Origin of the sequence: Burkholderia stagnalis, assembly GCF_902830275.1 — a bacterium.
In the GTDB taxonomy this organism is placed as follows: Bacteria; Pseudomonadota; Gammaproteobacteria; order Burkholderiales; family Burkholderiaceae; genus Burkholderia; species Burkholderia stagnalis.
Genome location: NZ_CADESW010000004.1, coordinates 14,283 through 32,463, shown reverse-complemented (window position 1 = coordinate 32,463; position 18,181 = coordinate 14,283). Strand labels below are relative to the sequence as shown.

Here is an 18,181-nt window from a genome sequence, read left to right as displayed (position 1 = left end):
TTTGGATGGTGCGTTCGCTGGGAAACCGGTTCGTTCAGGATGACGATGCATGCTTGCGGCGCGCCGCCTCGAACGCGGGCCCCCAGATCGGATGCCCCTTCTCGGCGGGGGACAGGTCGAAACGCGGATTGAGCGCGAGGATCTTCACGAACTCGGCGCGGCAGGTCGCGACGCGGTTCGTCACGCAGTAGCTGAACGCGAGCAGCTTGTGCGCGGCGACCTGCGTGTCGGTGTCGGCGCCGTCGATGTCGTGCGCGCGGTTGAGGATCGCGATCGTGCGCGCGTAGTCGCCGGTATCGTAGGCCGTGCGCGCGCTGTCGAGCGTGGCGCGCGCGGCCGACTGGGCCGGGGGCGTGCCGCAGCCGCCCAGCCCCAGCAACAGGACGCCGAGGAAAACAACCAGCGACGATCTGCCTTTCATGCTCGATTGGACGAATTCGGTTGAATGGGATGCGTGACGTGCGATGCTGTTGGATTCTAGTGCCAATAATCCGACGATCTTCGCTTGTTACGTTTCGTTTCAACTTGAAACAATTAATTCTCGATGTATGGCGGGCCGCGCCCGGAATGCGCTTGTGAATCCGGAAAATCGACCTATAGTTCGGTGTGCTTTTGGGTTTCGTCAGTTGTTTTGCAGCGCTCATTCCGGTGCGTAAAAGCGGGCCGTTTATTCCGGCGGCATGAACAGCTTGGCACGTCACCCGTGTCCCATGCTTCCGCCGGCGTCAAGGCCGGCGGGCAGCAGTTTGCGTCCGTTCGGACGACGGGATGGCGCGCGCCCTGGCGAAATTAAATCGGCATTCGTTGAATCATTGACTGTTTACCCAATTCAATCGATCGGTAAATGACGCGTGATTCGACCCGGCTTTTTAGCGAATAAATTGCCGGATGAAAAATAAATGAAAGGAGTGGTGGGTTACATCATTACCGAATGAATAATCGTCCCTGATTCAACGGTCGATCCGGATTCCGCTTTCGGGAAACCGGGGAGAGCGTTTGCGCTGCGAGGATCGACTATGCGACGGCGGTACGGTGGTTTCATCGTGCTGGGATGCGCGCTGCTGCTCCCGGGCTGCGGCGCGACGGAGCGTGCCGCCGCGGTGCCGTATGCGATCACGGTCGACGTCGCGCCGGACGTCAACCCGGACCTGAACCGCAAGCCGTCGCCGATCGTGCTGAAGGTGTTCCAGCTCAAGTCCGCCGCGGCATTCGAGAGCGCCGACTTCTTCTCGCTGCAGGACAAGCCGGAGAGCGTGCTCGGCGCGGACCTGCTCGGCGTCGACCGGATCATCCTGCGGCCCGGCGATGCGCGCACGCTGCACTATCGCGGCCACGTCGATGCGGGCGCGCTCGGCGTCGTCGCCGAATACCGCGTGCTCGAGAAGAATCGCTGGCGGCTCACGGTGCCGCTGCCGCGCGCGAAGCAGCTCAATGTCTACAAGTTCTGGCAGACGTCGCCGGGCGAGCTGAAGCTGTCGATTGCGGTGCGCAACGGCGGCCTCGGGCTCGACGGCGATGCGCGGGGGCGCCCATGAACGAACCGTCGTTGTCCGCGACGCCCGTCGCGGCCCTGCGTCAGCGCGTGGTGTGGACCGAAGGCATGTTCCTGCGGCCGCAGCATTTCCAGCAGCTCGAACGGCACTGGGAACAGTACGTCGCGCTGCGCTGCCTGCCGCTGCAAGGGTGCTGGTGGGGATTCGACGCGCTGGCGCTCGACCGCGAACTGCTCGCGCTCGGCAAGGTCGCGCTGCGCGCCGCGTCGGGCGTGATGCGCGACGGCACGCCGTTCGAGCTGTCGCATCCGGATGCATTGCCGGTGCCGTTCGACGTGCCCGCCGACGCTAAGGACGCGCTCGTCGTGCTCGCGCTGCCGCACTGGCGCGGCGGCGCGGAGGAGGTGTCGTTCGGCGGCGACGGCGACGCGGACGTCGCGCGCTACGTCGTGCGCGAACACGAGATCGCCGACGCCAACGCGGTCGCGCTCGGCCCCGCGCTGCTGCAGACCGGCCGCCTCAACGTGCGGCTGATGCTCGACGCGGAACTGACGGGCGACTGGCACGCGCTCGGCGTCGCGCGGATCGTCGAGCGCCGCACCGACGGGCGGCTGCTCGTCGACGACGGCTATATCCCGCCGCGGCTCGTCGCGCAGCGCGATCCGGTGCTGCTGCGGCACGCGCGCGAGCTGCACGGGCTGCTCGTGCAGCGCAGCGAGGCGCTCGCGGCGCGCCTGTCGGAGCCGGGGCGCGGCGGCGTGTCGGAGGTCGCGGATTTCCTGCTGCTGCAACTCGTCAACCGCTACCTGGCGCTCACCTGGCATGCGCAGCAGGACGTCGCCACGCACCCGGAGGCGCTGTTCCGCGACTGGCTGAAGCTCGCGTGCGACCTGAGCACGTTCACCGCGGCGGGCCGGCGCCCGCAGGCGCTCGCGATCTATCGGCACGACGACCTGCGCGCGAGTTTCGGCGAACTGATGGCCGAGCTGCGCCGCTCGCTGTCGACGGTGCTCGAACAGAACGCGATCCAGATCGAGCTGCGCGACGCCGGCAACGGGATGCGGGTCGCGACGCTCGCCGATCCGTCGCTGCGCGACACGGCGGGCTTCGTGCTCGCGGTGCGCGCCGACGTGCCGGCCGACAGCCTGCGCCAGCGGTTCCCCGCGCAGGCGAAGCTCGGGCCGGTCGAACGCATCCGCGATCTCGTGCAACTGCAACTGCCGGGCATCGCGCTGCGCCAGTTGCCGGTCGCGCCACGGCAGATTCCGTATCACGCGGGCCACGCGTACTTCGAGCTCGACAAGGGCGGCGAGCTGTGGAAGCAGCTCGCGCGCTCCGGCGGTCTCGCGCTGCATCTGGCCGGCGAATTCCCGGGACTCTCGATGGAGTTCTGGGCGATCCGCGGATAGCGGCGGGCGCGCGCGATGAATACCTCTCCCGATTCGATTTCCGGCGGCGCGGGCGGCTTCGTGCCGCCGAACCCCGGCGGCATGCACGCGGCGGCCACGGCGGGCGCGGCCGGGCCCGCCACGACCCAGCCGCAGCCGCGGCCCGGCCGCTGGGCGGCGAGCGGCTCGAACCCGCTCGTCGCCGCCGCGAACCCGCTGCTCAACCTCGTGCCGCAGATCCGCTCGACCGTCCATCACCCGAACCCGGCGTGGCTGCGCGAGCATCTCGTCGTCGAGATCCGCCAGTTCGAGGCGCGCGCGCAGGAGGCGGGCGTCGCGTCCGAGGCGATCATCGGCGCGCGCTACTGCCTGTGCACGGCGCTCGACGAGGCCGCCGCGCTCACGCCATGGGGCGGCAGCGTGTGGTCGTCGCACAGCCTGCTCGTGTCGTTCCACAACGAGACCTGGGGCGGCGAGAAGTTCTTCCATCTGCTCGAGCGGCTGTCGCAGCAGCCGCGCCAGCACCTCGACCTGCTGGAGCTGCTGTACTTCTGCCTCGCGCTCGGCTTCGAAGGCCGCTATCGCGTGCTCGACAACGGCCATGCGCAGCTCGACGCGCTGCGGCGCCAGCTCGCGCAGACGATCCGCTCGGTGCGCGGCGAATTCGATGCGGCGCTGTCGCCGCACTGGCGCGACGTCGTCACGCGCGACGTCACGCGGCGCTTCACGGTGCCGCTGTGGGTGTGCGCGGCGCTCGCGCTGCTGGTCGGCTTCGGCGTGTTCGCGGGCCTGCGGATCGCGCTCGCCGGGCATTCCGACCGGCTGTTCGCGTCGATCGACGCGCTGCACCTGCCGAAGCTGCAGCCCGCGCAACCGGCGCCGCGCCCCGCGCCCGCGCCGCGCATCGCGAAGTTCCTCGAGCCGGAGATCGCGGCGGGGCTCGTGTCGGTGCGCGACGACGCGGACCGCAGCGTGATCGTGCTGCGCGGCGACGGCCTGTTCCAGTCGGGCTCGACGTCGGTGATCGACCGCTACGCGCCGGTGCTGGCGCGGGTCGCGGACGCGCTGAACAAGGTGCCCGGCAACGTCCGCGTGAGCGGCTTCACCGACGACACGCCGGTGCACACGGCCCGCTTCGCGTCGAACTGGGACCTGTCGCGCGAGCGCGCGGAAGCGGTGCGCGGCCTGCTCGCGGCGCGGCTCGACCGCCCGGAGCGGCTCGCGGCGGAGGGGCGCGGCACGCTCGATCCGGTCGTGCCGAACGATACGCCCGCGAACCGCGCGCGCAACCGCCGCGTCGAGATCACGCTGATGCCCGCGCCCGGCGGCGACGCCGCGGCAGCCGCGGCAGCCGCGCAGGAGGTTCGCCGACCATGAACCAGGCCGTGATGCGCTTCGTCCGCCCGTTGCCGTCCCGCGAGATCTGGACCTTCGCGGGGCTGGCCGTGCTCGCCTGCTTCGTGTGGCTCGCGGGGCCGCTGGTCGCGTTCGCCGAGTTCCGCCCGCTCGAAAGCGGCTGGGCGCGCGCGCTGACGATCGTCGCGCTGTTCGCCGCCTGGGGCGCGCGAGTCGCGTGGCGCGGCTGGCGGGCCGGCCGGCTGAACGCGCAACTGCTGAACCAGTTGCGCGAAGCCGCGCCGCGCACGGCCGCCGGGCCCGACGATGCGGCGAAGGCGCAGCTCGACGAATTGCGCAGCCGCTTCGACGAGGCCGCGACGCTGCTGAAGAAGGTCCGCTTCGGCCAGGCCGACGGCGTGCGCAAGGGGCTGTCGCGCTGGCTCGAGCGGCTGTCGCGGCAGTACCTGTACCAGTTGCCGTGGTATGTGTTCATCGGCGCGCCGGGCTCGGGCAAGACGACGGCGCTCGTCAATTCGGGGCTCAGCTTCCCGCTCGCCGAGCAGTTCGGCCGCGCGGCGATCCGTGGCGTGGGCGGCACGCGGCATTGCGACTGGTGGTTCACGAACGACGCGGTGCTGATCGACACCGCCGGCCGCTACACGACGCACGAAGGCAATCGCGCGCTCGACGAGGCGGAGTGGAAAGGCTTCGTCGACCTGCTGAAGAAATACCGCGCGCGCCAGCCGCTGAACGGCGCGATGCTGACGATCAGCGTCGCGGACCTGCTCGGCGCGTCGGAGGCCGAGCGCACGCAGCATGCGATGGTGCTGCGCAAGCGCCTGCTCGAATTGCGTGCGCAGCTCGGCATCCGTTTTCCGGTGTACCTGCTCGTCACCAAGGCCGATCTTCTCGCTGGATTCGCCGAGTATTTCGGCGGCTTCGGCCGCGCGGAGTGCGCGCAGGTGTGGGGCTTCACGTTCCCGCTCGCGCAGAGCGAGGCGTCCGGTTTCGACCTGCGCGCGGCGTTCGACCGCGAGTATGCGCTGCTGCACCGGCGGCTGAACGACGCGCTGCCCGAGCTGCTTGCGTCGCAGACGGACGCGCGCCAGCGCGAGATGAGCTATCTGCTGCCGCAGCAGATCGCCGACCTGCAGGACCTGCTCGGCCAGTTCGTCGCCGAGGTGTTCTCGGTGTCGAGCTTCGAGCCGATGCCGATGCTGCGCGGCGTGTACCTGACGAGCGGCACGCAGGAAGGCACCGCGTTCGACCGCGTGATGAGCGGCATCAAGCGCTTCCTGAAGATCGAGGGCGTGCCGCCCACCGCGCAGACGGGCGCGACCGGCCGCAGCTTCTTCCTGAAATCGCTGCTGCAGGATCACATCTTCCGCGAGGCGGCGCTCGCGGGCAGCAACCTGCGCTGGCATCAGCGGCGGCGCGTGCTGCAGATCGGCGGCTACGCGGCGCTCGCGTTCCTGTGCATCGCGATGTTGGTCGCCTGGCTGAAGAGCTATTCGAACAACCGCGCGTATCTCGACCAGGTCGCGGCGCGCGTGCCGGCCGTCGACGCGCAGATCGGCGGCGCGACGTTCGCGGGCGCCGCCGACGTCGCGCGGCTGCTGCCGGTGCTCGATGCGCTCGGCGGCCTCGCGAACGCGGGCGGCGTCGATCTCGCGCACCCGCCGCTCGCGTATCGGTGGGGCCTGTTCCAGGGCGAGAAGATCGACGAGGCGGTGGACGCCGTCTACCGGCGCGCGCTCGACGACGTGCTGCTGCCGATCGCCGCGAGCCGGATGGAAGCGGCGCTGCGCGACGCGCGGCCCGACGACAGCGAATACGCGTATGCGGCGCTGAAGGCATACCTGATGCTGTACGACAGCGCGCATTACGATCCCGCGTTCGTGCAGGCCGTCGTCGACCTGGAGATGGAACGCGCGCTGCCGGCCGACTTCTCGGCGGCCCAGCGTACGGCGCTGCGCGCGCATCTCGCCGCGCTGTTCGGCAGCCGCGTCGTGGTGTCGCCGTTCGCGATGAACGAACGGCTCGTCGCCGACGTGCGCGAGCGGCTGCGGCAGGCGCCGTTCTCGCAGCGGCTGTACCGGCAGCTCGCGCGCACGCTGCGCGCGGACGCCGCGTCGTACGACTTCAGCGTCGCGCGCGCGGTCGGCCCGGACGCGTCGCTCGTGTTCCGGCGCCAGAGCGGCAAGCCGCTCGCGGAAGGCGTGCCGGGCCTCTACACGCGCAACGGCTATCGCGACGTGTTCGCGCCGCGCGTCGCGGGCGCGGTCGACGCGTACGGCCGCGAGGAGGTGTGGGTGCTGAACCTCGGCGCGTCGGAGATCCCGGGCGCGAGCGAGGCGGCCGCGTGGGTGCGCGACATCCGCCAGCTTTACCTGAACGATTACCTGAAGACCTGGGACGACTATCTCGCCGACCTCCGGCTGCAGCGCACCGCGACGCTCGCGCAGAGCATCCAGGTGGCGCGCGCGCTGTCGTCGGCCGATTCGCCGCTGACCCGGCTGATGGTCGCGCTCGCGCGCGACACCGCGCTCGGCGATGCGCCGGGCGGCGCGCGCAACCTCGCGTCGCGCGCGCAGGACAAGGTCGACGCGGCGCGCAGCTCGCTCGCGCAGATCTTCGCGGGCCAGCCGGGCGGCGAAACCGGCGCGGCGGCGGCTGCGCCCGCGAGCCCCGAGCAGGTTGTCGACGGCCATTTCGCCGCACTGCGCGCGTTCGCGCCGGGCAGCGGCGACCAGGCCGCATCGTTCGACGCGGTGCTGAAGGCGATCGACGCGCTGTACACGTACCTGATGGCGACCGACGACGCATTGCGCAGCGGCGCGCAGCCGCCGCCGTCCGATGCGCCGGCCCGGCTGCGCGCGCAGGCCGGGCGGCTGCCGACGCCGTTCCGGGAAGTGCTCGACGAGCTGTCGAACGTCGCGAACGGCAGCGTTGCGACCGTCGAGCAGCGCAACGTCACGCTGCGGGCCGGCACGAACGTCGGCGACTTCTGCCGGCAGGCGATCGACGGCCGCTATCCGTTCGCGCGCGGCGCGTCGCGCGACGTCGCGCCGGCGGACTTCGCGCAGCTGTTCGCGCCGGGCGGCCTGATGGACGACTTCTTCCAGAAGAACCTGCAGCCGATCGTCGACACGACGTCGCATCCGTGGCGCTTCGCGAACCGCAACGCGGACGCGGACCCGGCGGCGGCCGCGATGCTCGTGTCGTTCGAGAAGGCCGCGGTGATCCGCGACGCGTATTTCCCGGGCGGCGCGCGCGCCGCGCAGCTCCGGGTGCAGATCCAGCCGCTCGAAATGGATCCGTCGATCTCCGAGATGGTGCTCGACGTCGACGGCCAGATCGTCCGCTATGCGCATGGGCCGCTCGTGCCGAGCGCGGTGCAGTGGCCGGGCCCGCGCGGCAGCAACCAGGTGCGCTTGCAGACCACCGGGCAGGCGGGCGCGGCGGACGGCTTCACGACCGACGGGCCGTGGGCGCTGCACCGGCTGTTCGATCGCGCGGGCGTGTCGGCCGGGCGCGGCGCCGAGCAGATGGTCGCGCGCTTTTCGGTGGACGGCAAACCGATCGTGCTGCTGGTGAGCACCGGCAGCGTCCGCAACCCGTTCAGGCTCGCCCAGATGGAGTCCTTCGCATGCCCTCCGAAGCCATGAGCACGCAGCCGGCGCGCACGCTCGGCGGCGAACCGCCGGCCTGGTACGGAAAGATTCCGGGCGCGGGCGATTTCGTCAGTCGCCGCTTGCCGCACACGCTCGCCGGCTGGTGGGAGCGCTGGCTGCAGCAGGGGATGGCCGCGATGCGCCAGCGCGGCGCGGACGAGATCGCGCGCTACTACACGGTCGCGCCGGTGTGGAATTTCCTGATCCCGGCGGGCGCCGGCGCGGCGTGCGTGCAGCCCGGCTGCGTCGCGCCGAGCTGCGACCGCGTGGGGCGCTATTACCCGGTGCTCGTCACGCTGCCGATGCACGCGGCCGATTACTGGAGCGGGCTGCCGGACGCCGCCGACGCGTTCTACTGGCAGATCGGCAGCGCGCTGCTCGATGCGATCCGGCATGCGCGCGCGCCGCTCGATCTGGAGGCCGCGCTCGCGCAGGTGCGGCTCGTGCCGGGCGACGCCGGGCTGGACGATGTGCCGGCGCAGGTATCGCAGGTGTCGCAGGTGTCGCAGGTATCGCAGGCATCGCAGGCATCGCAGGCATCGCAGGCATCGCAGGCATCGCAGGCATCGCAGGTATCGCGGGCACCGTCGGAGCAACCGGCCGCGCCCGCGTGGCCGGGGCTGTCCGGGTATTTCGATCCGCACGGCGCGACGAGCTTCTGGTGGACCAACCGCGCGGACGGATCGCCGCTGCGCACGCACGCGCACACCGGCGCGCCGGACGGCCCGCTGTTCCTGCGGCTGTTCGGCGGCGGCGTGTAGCGGCGGCGGTGCGCGGCATCGAGAGGTGGACGAGGTGGACATGAAGGACGCATTTTCGAGAGACGGCGAGCAGGAGACGACAAGGCGCGGCGACGCGACCGACATCGCGGTGCGGCCGCTGCCGCTCGGGCATCGGCTCGGCGAATTGCAGCTCGACGAGGTGCTCGGGATCGGCGGTTTCGGGATCGTCTATCGCGCGTTCGACCGCACGCTGCGGCGCGCGGTGGCGATCAAGGAATACATGCCGTCGATGCTCGCGACGCGCGGCGGCGACTACACGGTGTCGCTGCGCTCGGAGCGTTTCGCGCCGGCGTTCGACGCGGGCCGCGGCGCGTTCCTGAACGAGGCGCGGCTGCTCGCGCAGTTCGATCATCCGGGGCTCGTCAAGGTCCTGCATTTCTGGGAGAGCCACGGCACCGCGTACATGGTGATGCCGTTCTACGAAGGGCGCACGCTGAAGCAGCTGCTCGACGGCGGCGTGCAGATGAGCGAGACGCAGTTGCGCAACGTGGTCGCCGCGCTGCTCGGCGCACTCGACACGCTGCATCGCGCGCAGTGCTTCCATCGCGACGTCGCGCTGGACAACGTTCTGATCCGCCCGGACGGCAACGCGATCCTGCTCGACTTCGGCGCCGCGCGAAAGCGGATCGGCGACCTCGTCGACGACGGCGCGATGATGATCAAGCCCGGTTATGCGCCGATCGAGCAGTACACCGACGACCCCGCGTTCAGCCAGGGGCCGTGGACCGACCTCTACGCGCTCGGCGCGGTGATGCACGCGATGATCACGGGCGAGCTGCCGCCGGCCGCGGTCGTGCGCAGCATCAAGGACACGTACCGGCCGCTCGCCGCGCGCGAGCGGCCGGTGCGCGACCTGTACAGCCCGGGGTTGCTGGCGGCGGTCGATCATGCGTTGCAGCTCAGGATCGCCGACCGGCCGGAATCGGTCGCCGCGTTTGCGGCGGAGCTGGGGTTGAGCGGGTTCGGTCAGGTGGGGTACGGGCCGGAGGCCGGGGCGCGGGAGGATGGCGGCGCGCAGGCGCGGCGTCAGGGGAACGAAGGCGGCGGGGAGGGGAAGCGCGCGGGCGATGGCAAGGCGGAAAGTGCTTCGGTTGACGCGAGGGTTTCGTCGGGAACGTTGCCTGCGGCTTCGACGCAGGCTTGGCCCGCGCACGATGAACACAGCGCGTCCGATTCGTCTCGCGCGGAGCCTGCGCCGTTGCGGCAGTCGGCGACCCAGACGCCGGGCGTGCCGCCGACTGCCGACGCGCCGAACCCATCCGCGAAACCGGCCCGCGACGAGACGTCGACCCCGAGCCCGACTCCGACGGACGGCTCGGCCCGACCGGCCGCCGGTCGCACATGGCCCGCCCCCGCGAGCCCGCCGTGGCGTGGTGGCCGCCGCACCGGCGTGTACGTCGGCGGCGCGCTTGCCGCGCTGGCGGCGATCGGCATCGGCGCGGCCTATCTGATGCAGCCGGCCCGCAACGCGGGCGAATCGGCGTCGGGTGCGGGCGTGCCGCAGGCCGCCGCGCCGGCGCCCGAACCTGGCGGCGGCTCCGGGGTCGCGGTCGCCCAGCGCGGCCCGACGCCGATCGTCGTGCCGCCCGCGAGCATGCCGGCCGCCGCGCCGGCGCAGGTGGTCGCGACGACCGCCGCGAGCGAACCCGCCGCGCCGTCTGCCCCGCAGCAGATCGCGAAGAATACGGCAGACGCGCCAGCCACCCCGCAGCAGATCGCGAAGAACACGGCAGAGGCGCCGTCCGCCCCGCAGCAGACCGCGAAGAACACTGCAGGCGCGTCGCCGGCCGCGCCCGTTTCGAGCATCGCGCCGGCCGGGAGCCTCGATGTATCGGAGCGGGTGGTCGCGGTGCCGCCTTCGGCGGCTGGCTCGTCCCCCGACGCCGCCGTCGCCACTGCGGGCAATTCCGCCAACGCCTTCGCCACCGCCGCTACCGCACCCGAGCAACGCCCGCCCGATACGCCGGAACCCGTCGCCGTGCGTTTCCACGTGCGGCCGTGGGGCGACGTGTACGTGAGCGGCATGCGGCGCGGCGCGAGCCCGCCGCTGCGCACGGTGTCGCTGGCGCCCGGCACGTACCAGATCGAGATCCGTAACGGCACGCTGCCGCCGTTGCGGCGCACCGTGAAGATCGACCCCGGCAGCAAGCCGATCAGCATCGACTATGCGTTCGAATGACCTCGGCGCGCCGGCACCTGCCGCCGCCTCCACCACCGAAGCGCGCGCGCCGACGCCGCGCGCGGAGCTGATCGACCGCCTGCTCGACGGCGTCGCGCCGGACGCGCCGTGCGGCGCGAATCTCGAGTACGAGCCGGATTTCCTGCAACTGCGGGAACACGCGACGCCGCGCCCGGAGCAGCAGTACGGCGACACGGTGATTCCGGCCGAGGCGCCGGACTGGCGCGCGGTCGAGCGGCTGGCGCTCGCGCTGTCCGGCCGCACGAAGGATCTGCGCGTCGCCGCGTACCTGACGCGCAGCTGGACCGAGCTGCACGGGATTCCCGGCTACGCGGACGGGCTCGCGGTGGTCGCGGGCCTGCTCGGCCGCTGGTGGGACGACGTGCACCCGCGCCTCGACGCGGACGGCGAACCGGACCCGACGCCGCGCTGCAACGCGCTGGCCGAGGTGGCCGGCGCGCACGACTGCGCGCGCGCGGCGCGCCGCCAGCCGCTGTTCGACGGCGGCCCGAGCGTGCGCGACGCCGAGCGCATGCTGGACGGCCAGGACGACGGCGGCGAGCGCCAGCCGGGCGACCGCGAGCGCCTGCTCGACGCGCTCCTGGACGTGCGCGGCGACGGGCCGCCGCCGTTGCAGCCGGCGCGCGCCGCGCTGGCGGCGCTCGCATCGATTCGCGCACAGGTGAGCGAGAAGCTCGGCGGCGAATGGGCGCCCGATGCGAGCGACGTCGAGAAGGCGCTGCACCGGATCGTGCAGCGCGCGCCGCCGCCGCGCGACACGGCGGCGCCTGCCGAAATCGGTGCGGACGGCGCAGCGCCGGGGCAAGCGGAGCCGTCACCGCCAGCTGCGCCTGCCGACGGCCGCGCGTGGCGCGACGCCGAAGTAACGAGCCGCGACGACGTGCGCATCGGCCTCGACAAGATCTGCCGCTACTTCGAACTGCACGAGCCGAGCCATCCCGCGCCGCTGCTGCTGCGGCGCGCGCAGCGGCTGCTCGCGCTCGACTTCTACGAAATCATCCGGGATCTCGCTCCGGAAAGCCTGCCGAAGCTGGACTTGCTGAGCGGCCAGCGGAGCGAATGACACGCGGCCGCGCGGGCGGCACCGAACGGCGCAACTTGAAGCGAAGGAGCACACGATGACGGACAGGACCAAGGCAGCAGGCAGCGGGCAGAAATTCATCGCGCGCAATCGGGCGCCGCGCGTGCAGATCGAGTACGACGTCGAGACGTACTGGGCCGAGCGCAAGGTCCAGCTGCCGTTCGTGATGGGGGTGCTCGCCGATCTCGCGGGCAAGCGCGCCGAGCCGCTGCCGGATTTGCCGGAACGCAAGTTCCTCGAGATCGACGTCGACAACTTCGACGAGCGGATGAAGTCGATCGCGCCGCGCGTCGCGTTCCAGGTGCCGAACACGCTGACCGGCGACGGGCTGCTGAACGTCGACATGACGTTCGAGCGGATCGACGATTTCTCGCCGGCCGCGATCGCGCGCCACGTCGACGCGCTGCGCCAGTTGCTCGACGCCCGCACGGAGCTGTCGAACCTGCTGTCGTACATGGACGGCAAGCACGGCGCGGAGCAACTGATCGAGAACGCGATCAACGACCCCGAGCTGCTGAAGGCGCTCGTGCGGCAGCCGGCGGCGGAGGCCGCGGCCGGCGGCGCACCGGCCGCCCGGCTCGGCGAGGCCGGCCCGGAGGCGCGCCATGAATGAATCCGCCCAGACCCGGCCCGCCGCGCGCGGCGCCGCGCAACCGCTCGTCGCGCACGACGAATTCGCCGCGCTGCTGCAGAAGGCGTTCAAGCCGAAGACCGCCGAGGCGCGCGAATCGGTCGAGCGCGCCGTGCGCACGCTCGCGCAGCAGGCGCTGGAAAACACCGTCGGCGTGACGACCGATGCGTACGGCAGCGTCAAGCAGATCATCGCGGAGATCGACCGCAAGCTGTCCGAGCAGATCAACCTGATCCTGCATCACGGCGAGTTCCAGGCGCTCGAAGGCGCGTGGCGCGGGCTGCATTACCTCGTCACGCACACCGAGACCGACGAGCTGCTGAAGATCAAGGCGCTGCCGGTCGCGCGCGGCGAGCTCGCGCGCACGCTGAAGCGCTACAAGGGCGTCGCGTGGGACCAGAGCCCGCTGTTCCGCAAGGTCTACGAGGAGGAATACGGGCAGTTCGGCGGCGAGCCGTTCGGCTGCCTCGTCGGCGACTACCACTTCAACCACGGCGCGCCGGACGTCGAGATGCTCGGCGAGCTGTCGAAGATCGCCGCGGCCGCGCACGCGCCGTTCATCGCCGGCGCCTCGCCCGAGCTGATGCAGATGGATTCGTGGCAGGAGCTGTCGAACCCGCGCGACCTGACGAAGATCTTCCAGAACACCGAATACGCGGCGTGGCGCAGCCTGCGCCAATCGGAGGACGCGCGCTACGTCGGCCTCGCGATGCCGCGCTTCCTCGCGCGGCTGCCGTACGGCGCGCGCACCAACCCGGTCGACGAATTCGACTTCGAGGAGGACACCGACGCGGCCAGCCACGCGCGCTACACGTGGGCGAATTCCGCGTATGCGATGGCCGCGAACATCAACCGCTCGTTCAAGCTGTACGGCTGGTGTTCGTCGATCCGCGGCGTCGAATCGGGCGGCGCGGTCGAGGGGCTGCCGTGCCACACGTTCCCGACCGACGACGGCGGCGTCGACCAGAAATGCCCGACCGAGATCGCGATCAGCGACCGCCGCGAGGCCGAGCTCGCGAAGAACGGCTTCATGCCGTTCGTGCACCGGAAGAACTCGGATTTCGCGGCGTTCATCGGCGCGCAGTCGCTGTACCAGCCGGCCGAATACCACGATCCCGACGCGACCGCGAACGCGCGGCTGTCCGGCCGCCTGCCGTACCTGTTCGCGTGCTGCCGCTTCGCGCATTACCTGAAGTGCATCGTGCGCGACAAGATCGGCTCGTTCCGCGAGCGCGACGACATGGAGCGCTGGCTGAACGACTGGATCATGAACTACGTCGACGGCGACCCGGTGAACTCGTCGCAGGAAACCAAGGCGCGCAAGCCGCTCGCGGCGGCCCACGTGATCGTCGAAGAGATCGAGGACAACCCCGGCTACTACGCGTCGAAGTTTTTCCTGCGGCCGCATTACCAGCTCGAAGGGCTCACCGTGTCGCTGCGGCTCATCTCGAGGCTGCCGTCGGCGAAGGCGGCGAACGCGTGAGCGGCGGCGCATCTCAACCGGAACGGAGGCAGCGATGGGCGTGGCGATGTTCATGAAGGTGGAAGGCGTGACCGGCGAATCGGCGGACGCGCAGCACAAGGGCTGGACCGACATCCAGACGTTCTCGTGGGGCGCCAGCCAGCCGGGCGCGATGGCGAGCGGCAGCGGCGGCAACGCGGGCAAGGCGAGCTTCAACGATCTCGTCGTGGCCGCGTACATGGACAAGGGCGCGCCCGCGATCATCAAGAACTGCGCGAACGGCAAGCACCTGTCGACGGTCGAGATCTCGGCGTGCAAGACGGGCGGCACGCAGGTCGAGTTCATGCGGGTGACGCTGCAGGAAGTGCTCGTCACGTCCGCGCAGGTGGCCGGCGTGGACGCCGGCGACGCGGCCGACCGCCTGCTGATGCACTACGGCTTCCAGGCCGCGAAGGTCAAGAAGCAGTACTGGCAGCAGAACGACAACGGCGGCAAGGGCGCCGAGGTGTCGGTCGGCTGGAACATCAAGGAAAACACCGAGATGTGACGGCGGGCCAACCGAACCATGGACGACACGCGCCCCCGTGACGGCCGCGAGGCCGGCATGCGCGACCGGCTGCAGCCCGCGCTGCTCGACCGGCTGACCGACGCCGAGCCGCAGCGGCGCACCGAGCCGCCCGATGCGCAATGGGTCGGCGCCGAGCGCCTGCGCGCGGCGGTGCTGCGCGATCTTGCGTGGCTGCTCAATACGCGCAACGCGGAGGACGGCTTCGTCGACTGGCACGCGTACCCGCACGCGCAGGCGTCGGTGATCAACTACGGAATGCGGCCGCTCGTCGGCAAGCCGATGTCGGGCGTCGAGCGGCTGGCGGTCGAGGCGTCGATCCGCGACGCGATCGTGCGCTTCGAGCCGCGCATCGCACCCGAGAGCGTCGAGGTGCGCAGCGTGCCCGATACGCCCGGCGTGCCCGGCGGCGCGGCCGGCGAGCAGCGGCACAACGTACTGATGTTCGAGATCCGCGGCACGTTGTGGTCGGTGCCGCACCCGATTGCGTTCGTGCTGCGCTCCGCGCTCGACCTCGAAACCGGTGCAATGTCGCTGCATTCGGCAGCGGGAGGCTGACGCGATGGAAACACGCCTGCTCGACTACTACAACCGCGAACTCGCGTACCTGCGCGAGCTGGGCGACGAGTTCGCGCAGCAGTTCCCGAAGGTCGCCGCGCGGCTGCGGCTGAACGAACCGGGGCCGCCCGATCCATACGTCGAACGGCTGCTCGAAGGCTTCAGCTTCCTCACCGCGCGCGTGCAGCTCAAGATGGACGCCGAGTTTCCGCACTTCACGCAGGCGCTGCTGGACGCGGTGTATCCGGGCTATCTCGCGCCGCTGCCGTCGATGGCGATCGTGCAATTCGCGCCGCTGATGAACGAAGGCAGCCTCGCGCAGGGCTGGCCGCTGCCGGCGGGCACCGCGCTGCGCGCGCGGCCCGCCGTGTCGGAGCAGACCGCGTGCGAGTTCCGCACCGCGCACGACCTGACGCTGTGGCCACTCGAATTGACCGGCGCGGCCGTGACGGGCGCGCCGGCCTACCTGCCGCATGGCCTCGTCGCGGCACGCCAGGACGTGCGCGGCGCGCTGCGGATCCGGCTCGCCGCGCGCGGCGGCGCGCGTCTCGCGGAACTGCCGCTCGACCGGCTGATGCTCCATCTCGCCGGGCCGGAGCGGGACGCGCTGCACCTGCTCGAGCTGATCGCCGCGCACACGCTCGGCGTGGTCGTGCACGACCCGGGCCAGCCACCGCGCTGGGCGCACGCGCTCGGTGCGGACGCCATCGTCCACCAGGGCTTCGACCCCGTCCAGGCGATCCTGCCCGACGACGGCCGCAGTTTTCACGGCTACCGGCTGCTGCGCGAGTATTTCGCGTTCCCCGCGCGCTTCCTGTTCTTCAGCATCGATGGGCTGCGGCCCGCGCTCGCGCGCGCAACCGGCGACACCTGCGAGCTGACGCTGCTGTTCGACCGGCACGACGCCGCGCTCGAAGCCGCCGTCGATGCGCGGCACCTCGCGCTGAACTGTACGCCGGCCGTGAACCTGTTCGCGCGGCGCGGCGATCGCATTCCGGTGCAGCCGGGCGCGCGCGAGCATCACGTCGTGGTCGACCGCAGCCGCCCGCTCGACTACGAGGTCTATGCGGTGCAGCGGCTCGCGAGCGACCCTCAGCGCGACGACGGGCAAGCGCGCGAATTCCGGCCATTTCACGCGTCGTACGCGGGAGATGACGGCAATTACGGCGCGTACTACACGGTGCGCCGCGAGCCGCGGCTCGTGTCCGCGCAGGCGCGCGCGAACGGCACGCGCACCGGCTATGTCGGCAGCGAAACTTACGTGTCGCTGGTCGACAGCGCGTGCGCGCCGTACGACGAAGCGATGCGCTACCTCGCCGTCGACACGCTGTGCACGAACCGCGATCTCGTGCTGCTGCAGCCGCCCGGCGATGCGCACACGTTCACGCTGCGCGTGTCGGCGCCCGTCGAGCGGATCGTCGCGCTGCGCGGGCCGTCGCGGCCGCGCCCGCCGATCGCCGACGCGCAGACGGCCTGGCGCCTGATCCGCCACCTCGGGCTCGCGCGGCACACGCTGACCGATCTCGACGACGAGGCGGGCGCGCGCGTGCTGCGCGAGCTGCTCGGCTTGCACGCGGACCCGGCCGACGCGGCGATGCGCCGGCAGATCGATGGCGTGCGACGGGTGGCATTCGAGCCCGTGTTACGCCGCCTGCCGGCCGCCTCGCCGCTGATGTTCGGGCGTGGCGTGCAGGTCAACGTGACCGTCGACGACCACGCGTTCTCCGGCGACAGCCCGTTCCTGCTCGGCGCGGTGCTCGAGCAGTTCTTCGCGCGGCACGTGTCGATCAACGCGTTCGCCGAATGCGTGCTGACGAGCGCGCAGCGCGGCCGGCTCGCGCAGTGGCCGGCGCGCATCGGCAGGCGGCCCGTGATATGAAGCGCGAGAAGCCCGAGAGGCTTGATGGGCCGCCCGCCGCGAACCCGGCCGCCGTCGCCGCGCGCCGCGATGCGTTCCGCGCGCGCCTGCGCGCCGCGCCGCACGGCTACGACCTGTTCCACGCGCTGCGCTGGCTCGACGCGCTGGCGCCGGACCATGCGCCGCTCGGCCTTGCGGCGCGGCCGCGCGACGAGCCGGTCAGGCTCGGCCAGGCGCCGTCGCTCGCGTTCGCGGCGGCGATGCTGGCCGGCGTCGACGACGGCGGCGCGGTGCCGCGCATCGCGATCCACGGTTTCGGGCTGTTCGGCCCGAACGGGCCGCTGCCCGCGCACCTGACCGAGTACGCGCACGAGCGCGCGGCGCAGCACGGCGATCCGGCGTTCGCCGCGTTCGCGGACCTGTTCCATCACCGGCTGATCCTGCTGTTCTACCGCGCGTGGGCCGACGCGCAGCCGACGGTGAGCCTCGACCGGCCCGCGCGCGCACGGTTCGACGGTTACGTCGCGAGCCTGATCGGGCGAGCCGCGCCCGACGCGGCGCAGCCGGACCCGGCCGATGCGCTCGCGCCGCACGCGCGCTGCTTCCACGCCGGCCATCTGGTGCGGCACACCCGCAACCCGGAAGGGCTTGCGCAGATCCTGCGGCGGCATTTCGGCGTCGCGGCGCGCATCGTCGAGCATGTGCCGCAATGGGTGACGATCGAGCGCGCGCAGCGCTGCGCGATCCGCGCGACGCGGCCGACGCAGCCGCTTGGCGGCGCGGTGCTCGGCATCGCGGTGCGCGATGCGCAGTCGCGGTTCCGGATCGTGCTCGGGCCGCTGTCGCTCGACGCGTACCGCCGATGCCTGCCGGGCGGCGCGTATGCGTGGCCGCTCGCGCAATGGGTGCGCGAATACGTCGGCATCGAGTTCGACTGGGAGGTGCAGCTCGAACTGGCGCACGACGCGGTGCCGTCGGCCGCGCTCGGCGGCCCGCACGGGATCGGCCGCAGCGCGTGGCTCGGGCGGCGCATCGAGCCGGGCCCCGCGCGCGATCTCGTGATCGACGGCCGCGCGTACGCATCCACGTTGCGCCGCTCCCCGGCGCAGGCTGCGCCCGCGCCCGCCGATCGTGAACCTGCCTGAACGGAA

Annotated in this window: 14 protein-coding genes; 13 read left to right on the top strand and 1 reads right to left on the bottom strand. The window is 71.5% G+C overall.

The window, feature by feature from the left end:
- Positions 1 to 34: 34 nt before the first annotated feature.
- Positions 35 to 421: a TssQ family T6SS-associated lipoprotein gene (locus HWY45_RS09270; protein ID WP_059885900.1), complete on the bottom strand. Its 387-nt coding sequence runs from the start codon at positions 419 to 421 to the stop codon at positions 35 to 37.
- 595 nt (positions 422 to 1,016) lie between these two features.
- Here HWY45_RS09270 and tssJ point away from each other — a divergent pair.
- The 13 genes from tssJ to tssG are packed head-to-tail and all read left to right on the top strand — an operon-like array spanning position 1,017 to position 18,175.
- Positions 1,017 to 1,535 (top strand): type VI secretion system lipoprotein TssJ, encoded by a 519-nt coding sequence (gene tssJ, locus HWY45_RS09265; protein ID WP_059885898.1) that lies wholly within the window; start codon positions 1,017 to 1,019, stop codon positions 1,533 to 1,535.
- Positions 1,532 to 2,902 (top strand): type VI secretion system baseplate subunit TssK, encoded by a 1,371-nt coding sequence (gene tssK, locus HWY45_RS09260; RefSeq protein ID WP_059885896.1) that lies wholly within the window; start codon positions 1,532 to 1,534, stop codon positions 2,900 to 2,902. The genes tssJ and tssK overlap by 4 nt, the downstream gene beginning before the upstream one ends.
- A 15-nt stretch (positions 2,903 to 2,917) precedes the next feature.
- Positions 2,918 to 4,258, top strand: coding sequence for a DotU family type VI secretion system protein (locus tag HWY45_RS09255; RefSeq protein WP_059885894.1), 1,341 nt, complete (start codon positions 2,918 to 2,920; stop codon positions 4,256 to 4,258).
- Positions 4,255 to 7,887 carry a type VI secretion system membrane subunit TssM gene (tssM, locus tag HWY45_RS09250; protein WP_059885892.1) on the top strand — a complete coding sequence of 1,211 codons (3,633 nt, stop codon included), beginning with the start codon at positions 4,255 to 4,257 and terminating at the stop codon, positions 7,885 to 7,887. The genes HWY45_RS09255 and tssM overlap by 4 nt, the downstream gene beginning before the upstream one ends.
- Positions 7,869 to 8,654: a type VI secretion system-associated protein TagF gene (gene tagF / locus HWY45_RS09245; RefSeq protein ID WP_230947005.1), complete on the top strand. Its 786-nt coding sequence runs from the start codon at positions 7,869 to 7,871 to the stop codon at positions 8,652 to 8,654. The genes tssM and tagF overlap by 19 nt, the downstream gene beginning before the upstream one ends.
- Before the next feature lie 40 nt (positions 8,655 to 8,694).
- Positions 8,695 to 10,854 carry a serine/threonine protein kinase gene (locus tag HWY45_RS09240; RefSeq protein WP_059886199.1) on the top strand — a complete coding sequence of 720 codons (2,160 nt, stop codon included), beginning with the start codon at positions 8,695 to 8,697 and terminating at the stop codon, positions 10,852 to 10,854.
- Positions 10,841 to 11,938 (top strand): type VI secretion system protein TssA, encoded by a 1,098-nt coding sequence (gene tssA, locus HWY45_RS09235; RefSeq protein WP_150999207.1) that lies wholly within the window; start codon positions 10,841 to 10,843, stop codon positions 11,936 to 11,938. The genes HWY45_RS09240 and tssA overlap by 14 nt, the downstream gene beginning before the upstream one ends.
- A 55-nt stretch (positions 11,939 to 11,993) precedes the next feature.
- Positions 11,994 to 12,569 (top strand): type VI secretion system contractile sheath small subunit, encoded by a 576-nt coding sequence (gene tssB, locus HWY45_RS09230; RefSeq protein ID WP_059885890.1) that lies wholly within the window; start codon positions 11,994 to 11,996, stop codon positions 12,567 to 12,569.
- The gene (gene tssC / locus HWY45_RS09225) at positions 12,562 to 14,070 is read left to right on the top strand and encodes a type VI secretion system contractile sheath large subunit (protein WP_059805321.1); all 1,509 of its coding nucleotides are present in this window, start codon (positions 12,562 to 12,564) and stop codon (positions 14,068 to 14,070) included. Before tssB ends, tssC begins: the two co-directional genes overlap by 8 nt.
- Positions 14,071 to 14,104: 34 nt before the next feature.
- A complete protein-coding gene (locus tag HWY45_RS09220; protein ID WP_059805324.1) occupies positions 14,105 to 14,596 on the top strand; it encodes an Hcp family type VI secretion system effector in 492 nt (163 codons plus the stop codon).
- Positions 14,597 to 14,614: 18 nt separating this feature from the next.
- Positions 14,615 to 15,172, top strand: coding sequence for a type VI secretion system baseplate subunit TssE (gene tssE / locus HWY45_RS09215; RefSeq protein WP_059564032.1), 558 nt, complete (start codon positions 14,615 to 14,617; stop codon positions 15,170 to 15,172).
- 4 nt (positions 15,173 to 15,176) lie between these two features.
- Positions 15,177 to 17,051 carry a type VI secretion system baseplate subunit TssF gene (gene tssF, locus HWY45_RS09210; RefSeq protein WP_059885888.1) on the top strand — a complete coding sequence of 625 codons (1,875 nt, stop codon included), beginning with the start codon at positions 15,177 to 15,179 and terminating at the stop codon, positions 17,049 to 17,051.
- Positions 17,048 to 18,175, top strand: coding sequence for a type VI secretion system baseplate subunit TssG (gene tssG / locus HWY45_RS09205; protein WP_059885886.1), 1,128 nt, complete (start codon positions 17,048 to 17,050; stop codon positions 18,173 to 18,175). Before tssF ends, tssG begins: the two co-directional genes overlap by 4 nt.
- The last annotated feature ends 6 nt before the right edge of the window (positions 18,176 to 18,181 follow it).

Coding starts and splice junctions, on each gene's coding strand:
- tssK (WP_059885896.1), top strand. CDS start 1,532: ATGAACGAACCGTCGTTGTCCGCGACGCCCGTCGCGGCCCTGCGTCAG.
- HWY45_RS09240 (WP_059886199.1), top strand. CDS start 8,695: ATGAAGGACGCATTTTCGAGAGACGGCGAGCAGGAGACGACAAGGCGC.
- tssM (WP_059885892.1), top strand. CDS start 4,255: ATGAACCAGGCCGTGATGCGCTTCGTCCGCCCGTTGCCGTCCCGCGAG.
- HWY45_RS09270 (WP_059885900.1), bottom strand. CDS start 421: ATGAAAGGCAGATCGTCGCTGGTTGTTTTCCTCGGCGTCCTGTTGCTG.
- HWY45_RS09255 (WP_059885894.1), top strand. CDS start 2,918: ATGAATACCTCTCCCGATTCGATTTCCGGCGGCGCGGGCGGCTTCGTG.
- tssG (WP_059885886.1), top strand. CDS start 17,048: ATGAAGCGCGAGAAGCCCGAGAGGCTTGATGGGCCGCCCGCCGCGAAC.
- tagF (WP_230947005.1), top strand. CDS start 7,869: ATGCCCTCCGAAGCCATGAGCACGCAGCCGGCGCGCACGCTCGGCGGC.
- tssF (WP_059885888.1), top strand. CDS start 15,177: ATGGAAACACGCCTGCTCGACTACTACAACCGCGAACTCGCGTACCTG.
- HWY45_RS09220 (WP_059805324.1), top strand. CDS start 14,105: ATGGGCGTGGCGATGTTCATGAAGGTGGAAGGCGTGACCGGCGAATCG.
- tssE (WP_059564032.1), top strand. CDS start 14,615: ATGGACGACACGCGCCCCCGTGACGGCCGCGAGGCCGGCATGCGCGAC.
- tssB (WP_059885890.1), top strand. CDS start 11,994: ATGACGGACAGGACCAAGGCAGCAGGCAGCGGGCAGAAATTCATCGCG.
- tssA (WP_150999207.1), top strand. CDS start 10,841: ATGCGTTCGAATGACCTCGGCGCGCCGGCACCTGCCGCCGCCTCCACC.
- tssC (WP_059805321.1), top strand. CDS start 12,562: ATGAATGAATCCGCCCAGACCCGGCCCGCCGCGCGCGGCGCCGCGCAA.
- tssJ (WP_059885898.1), top strand. CDS start 1,017: ATGCGACGGCGGTACGGTGGTTTCATCGTGCTGGGATGCGCGCTGCTG.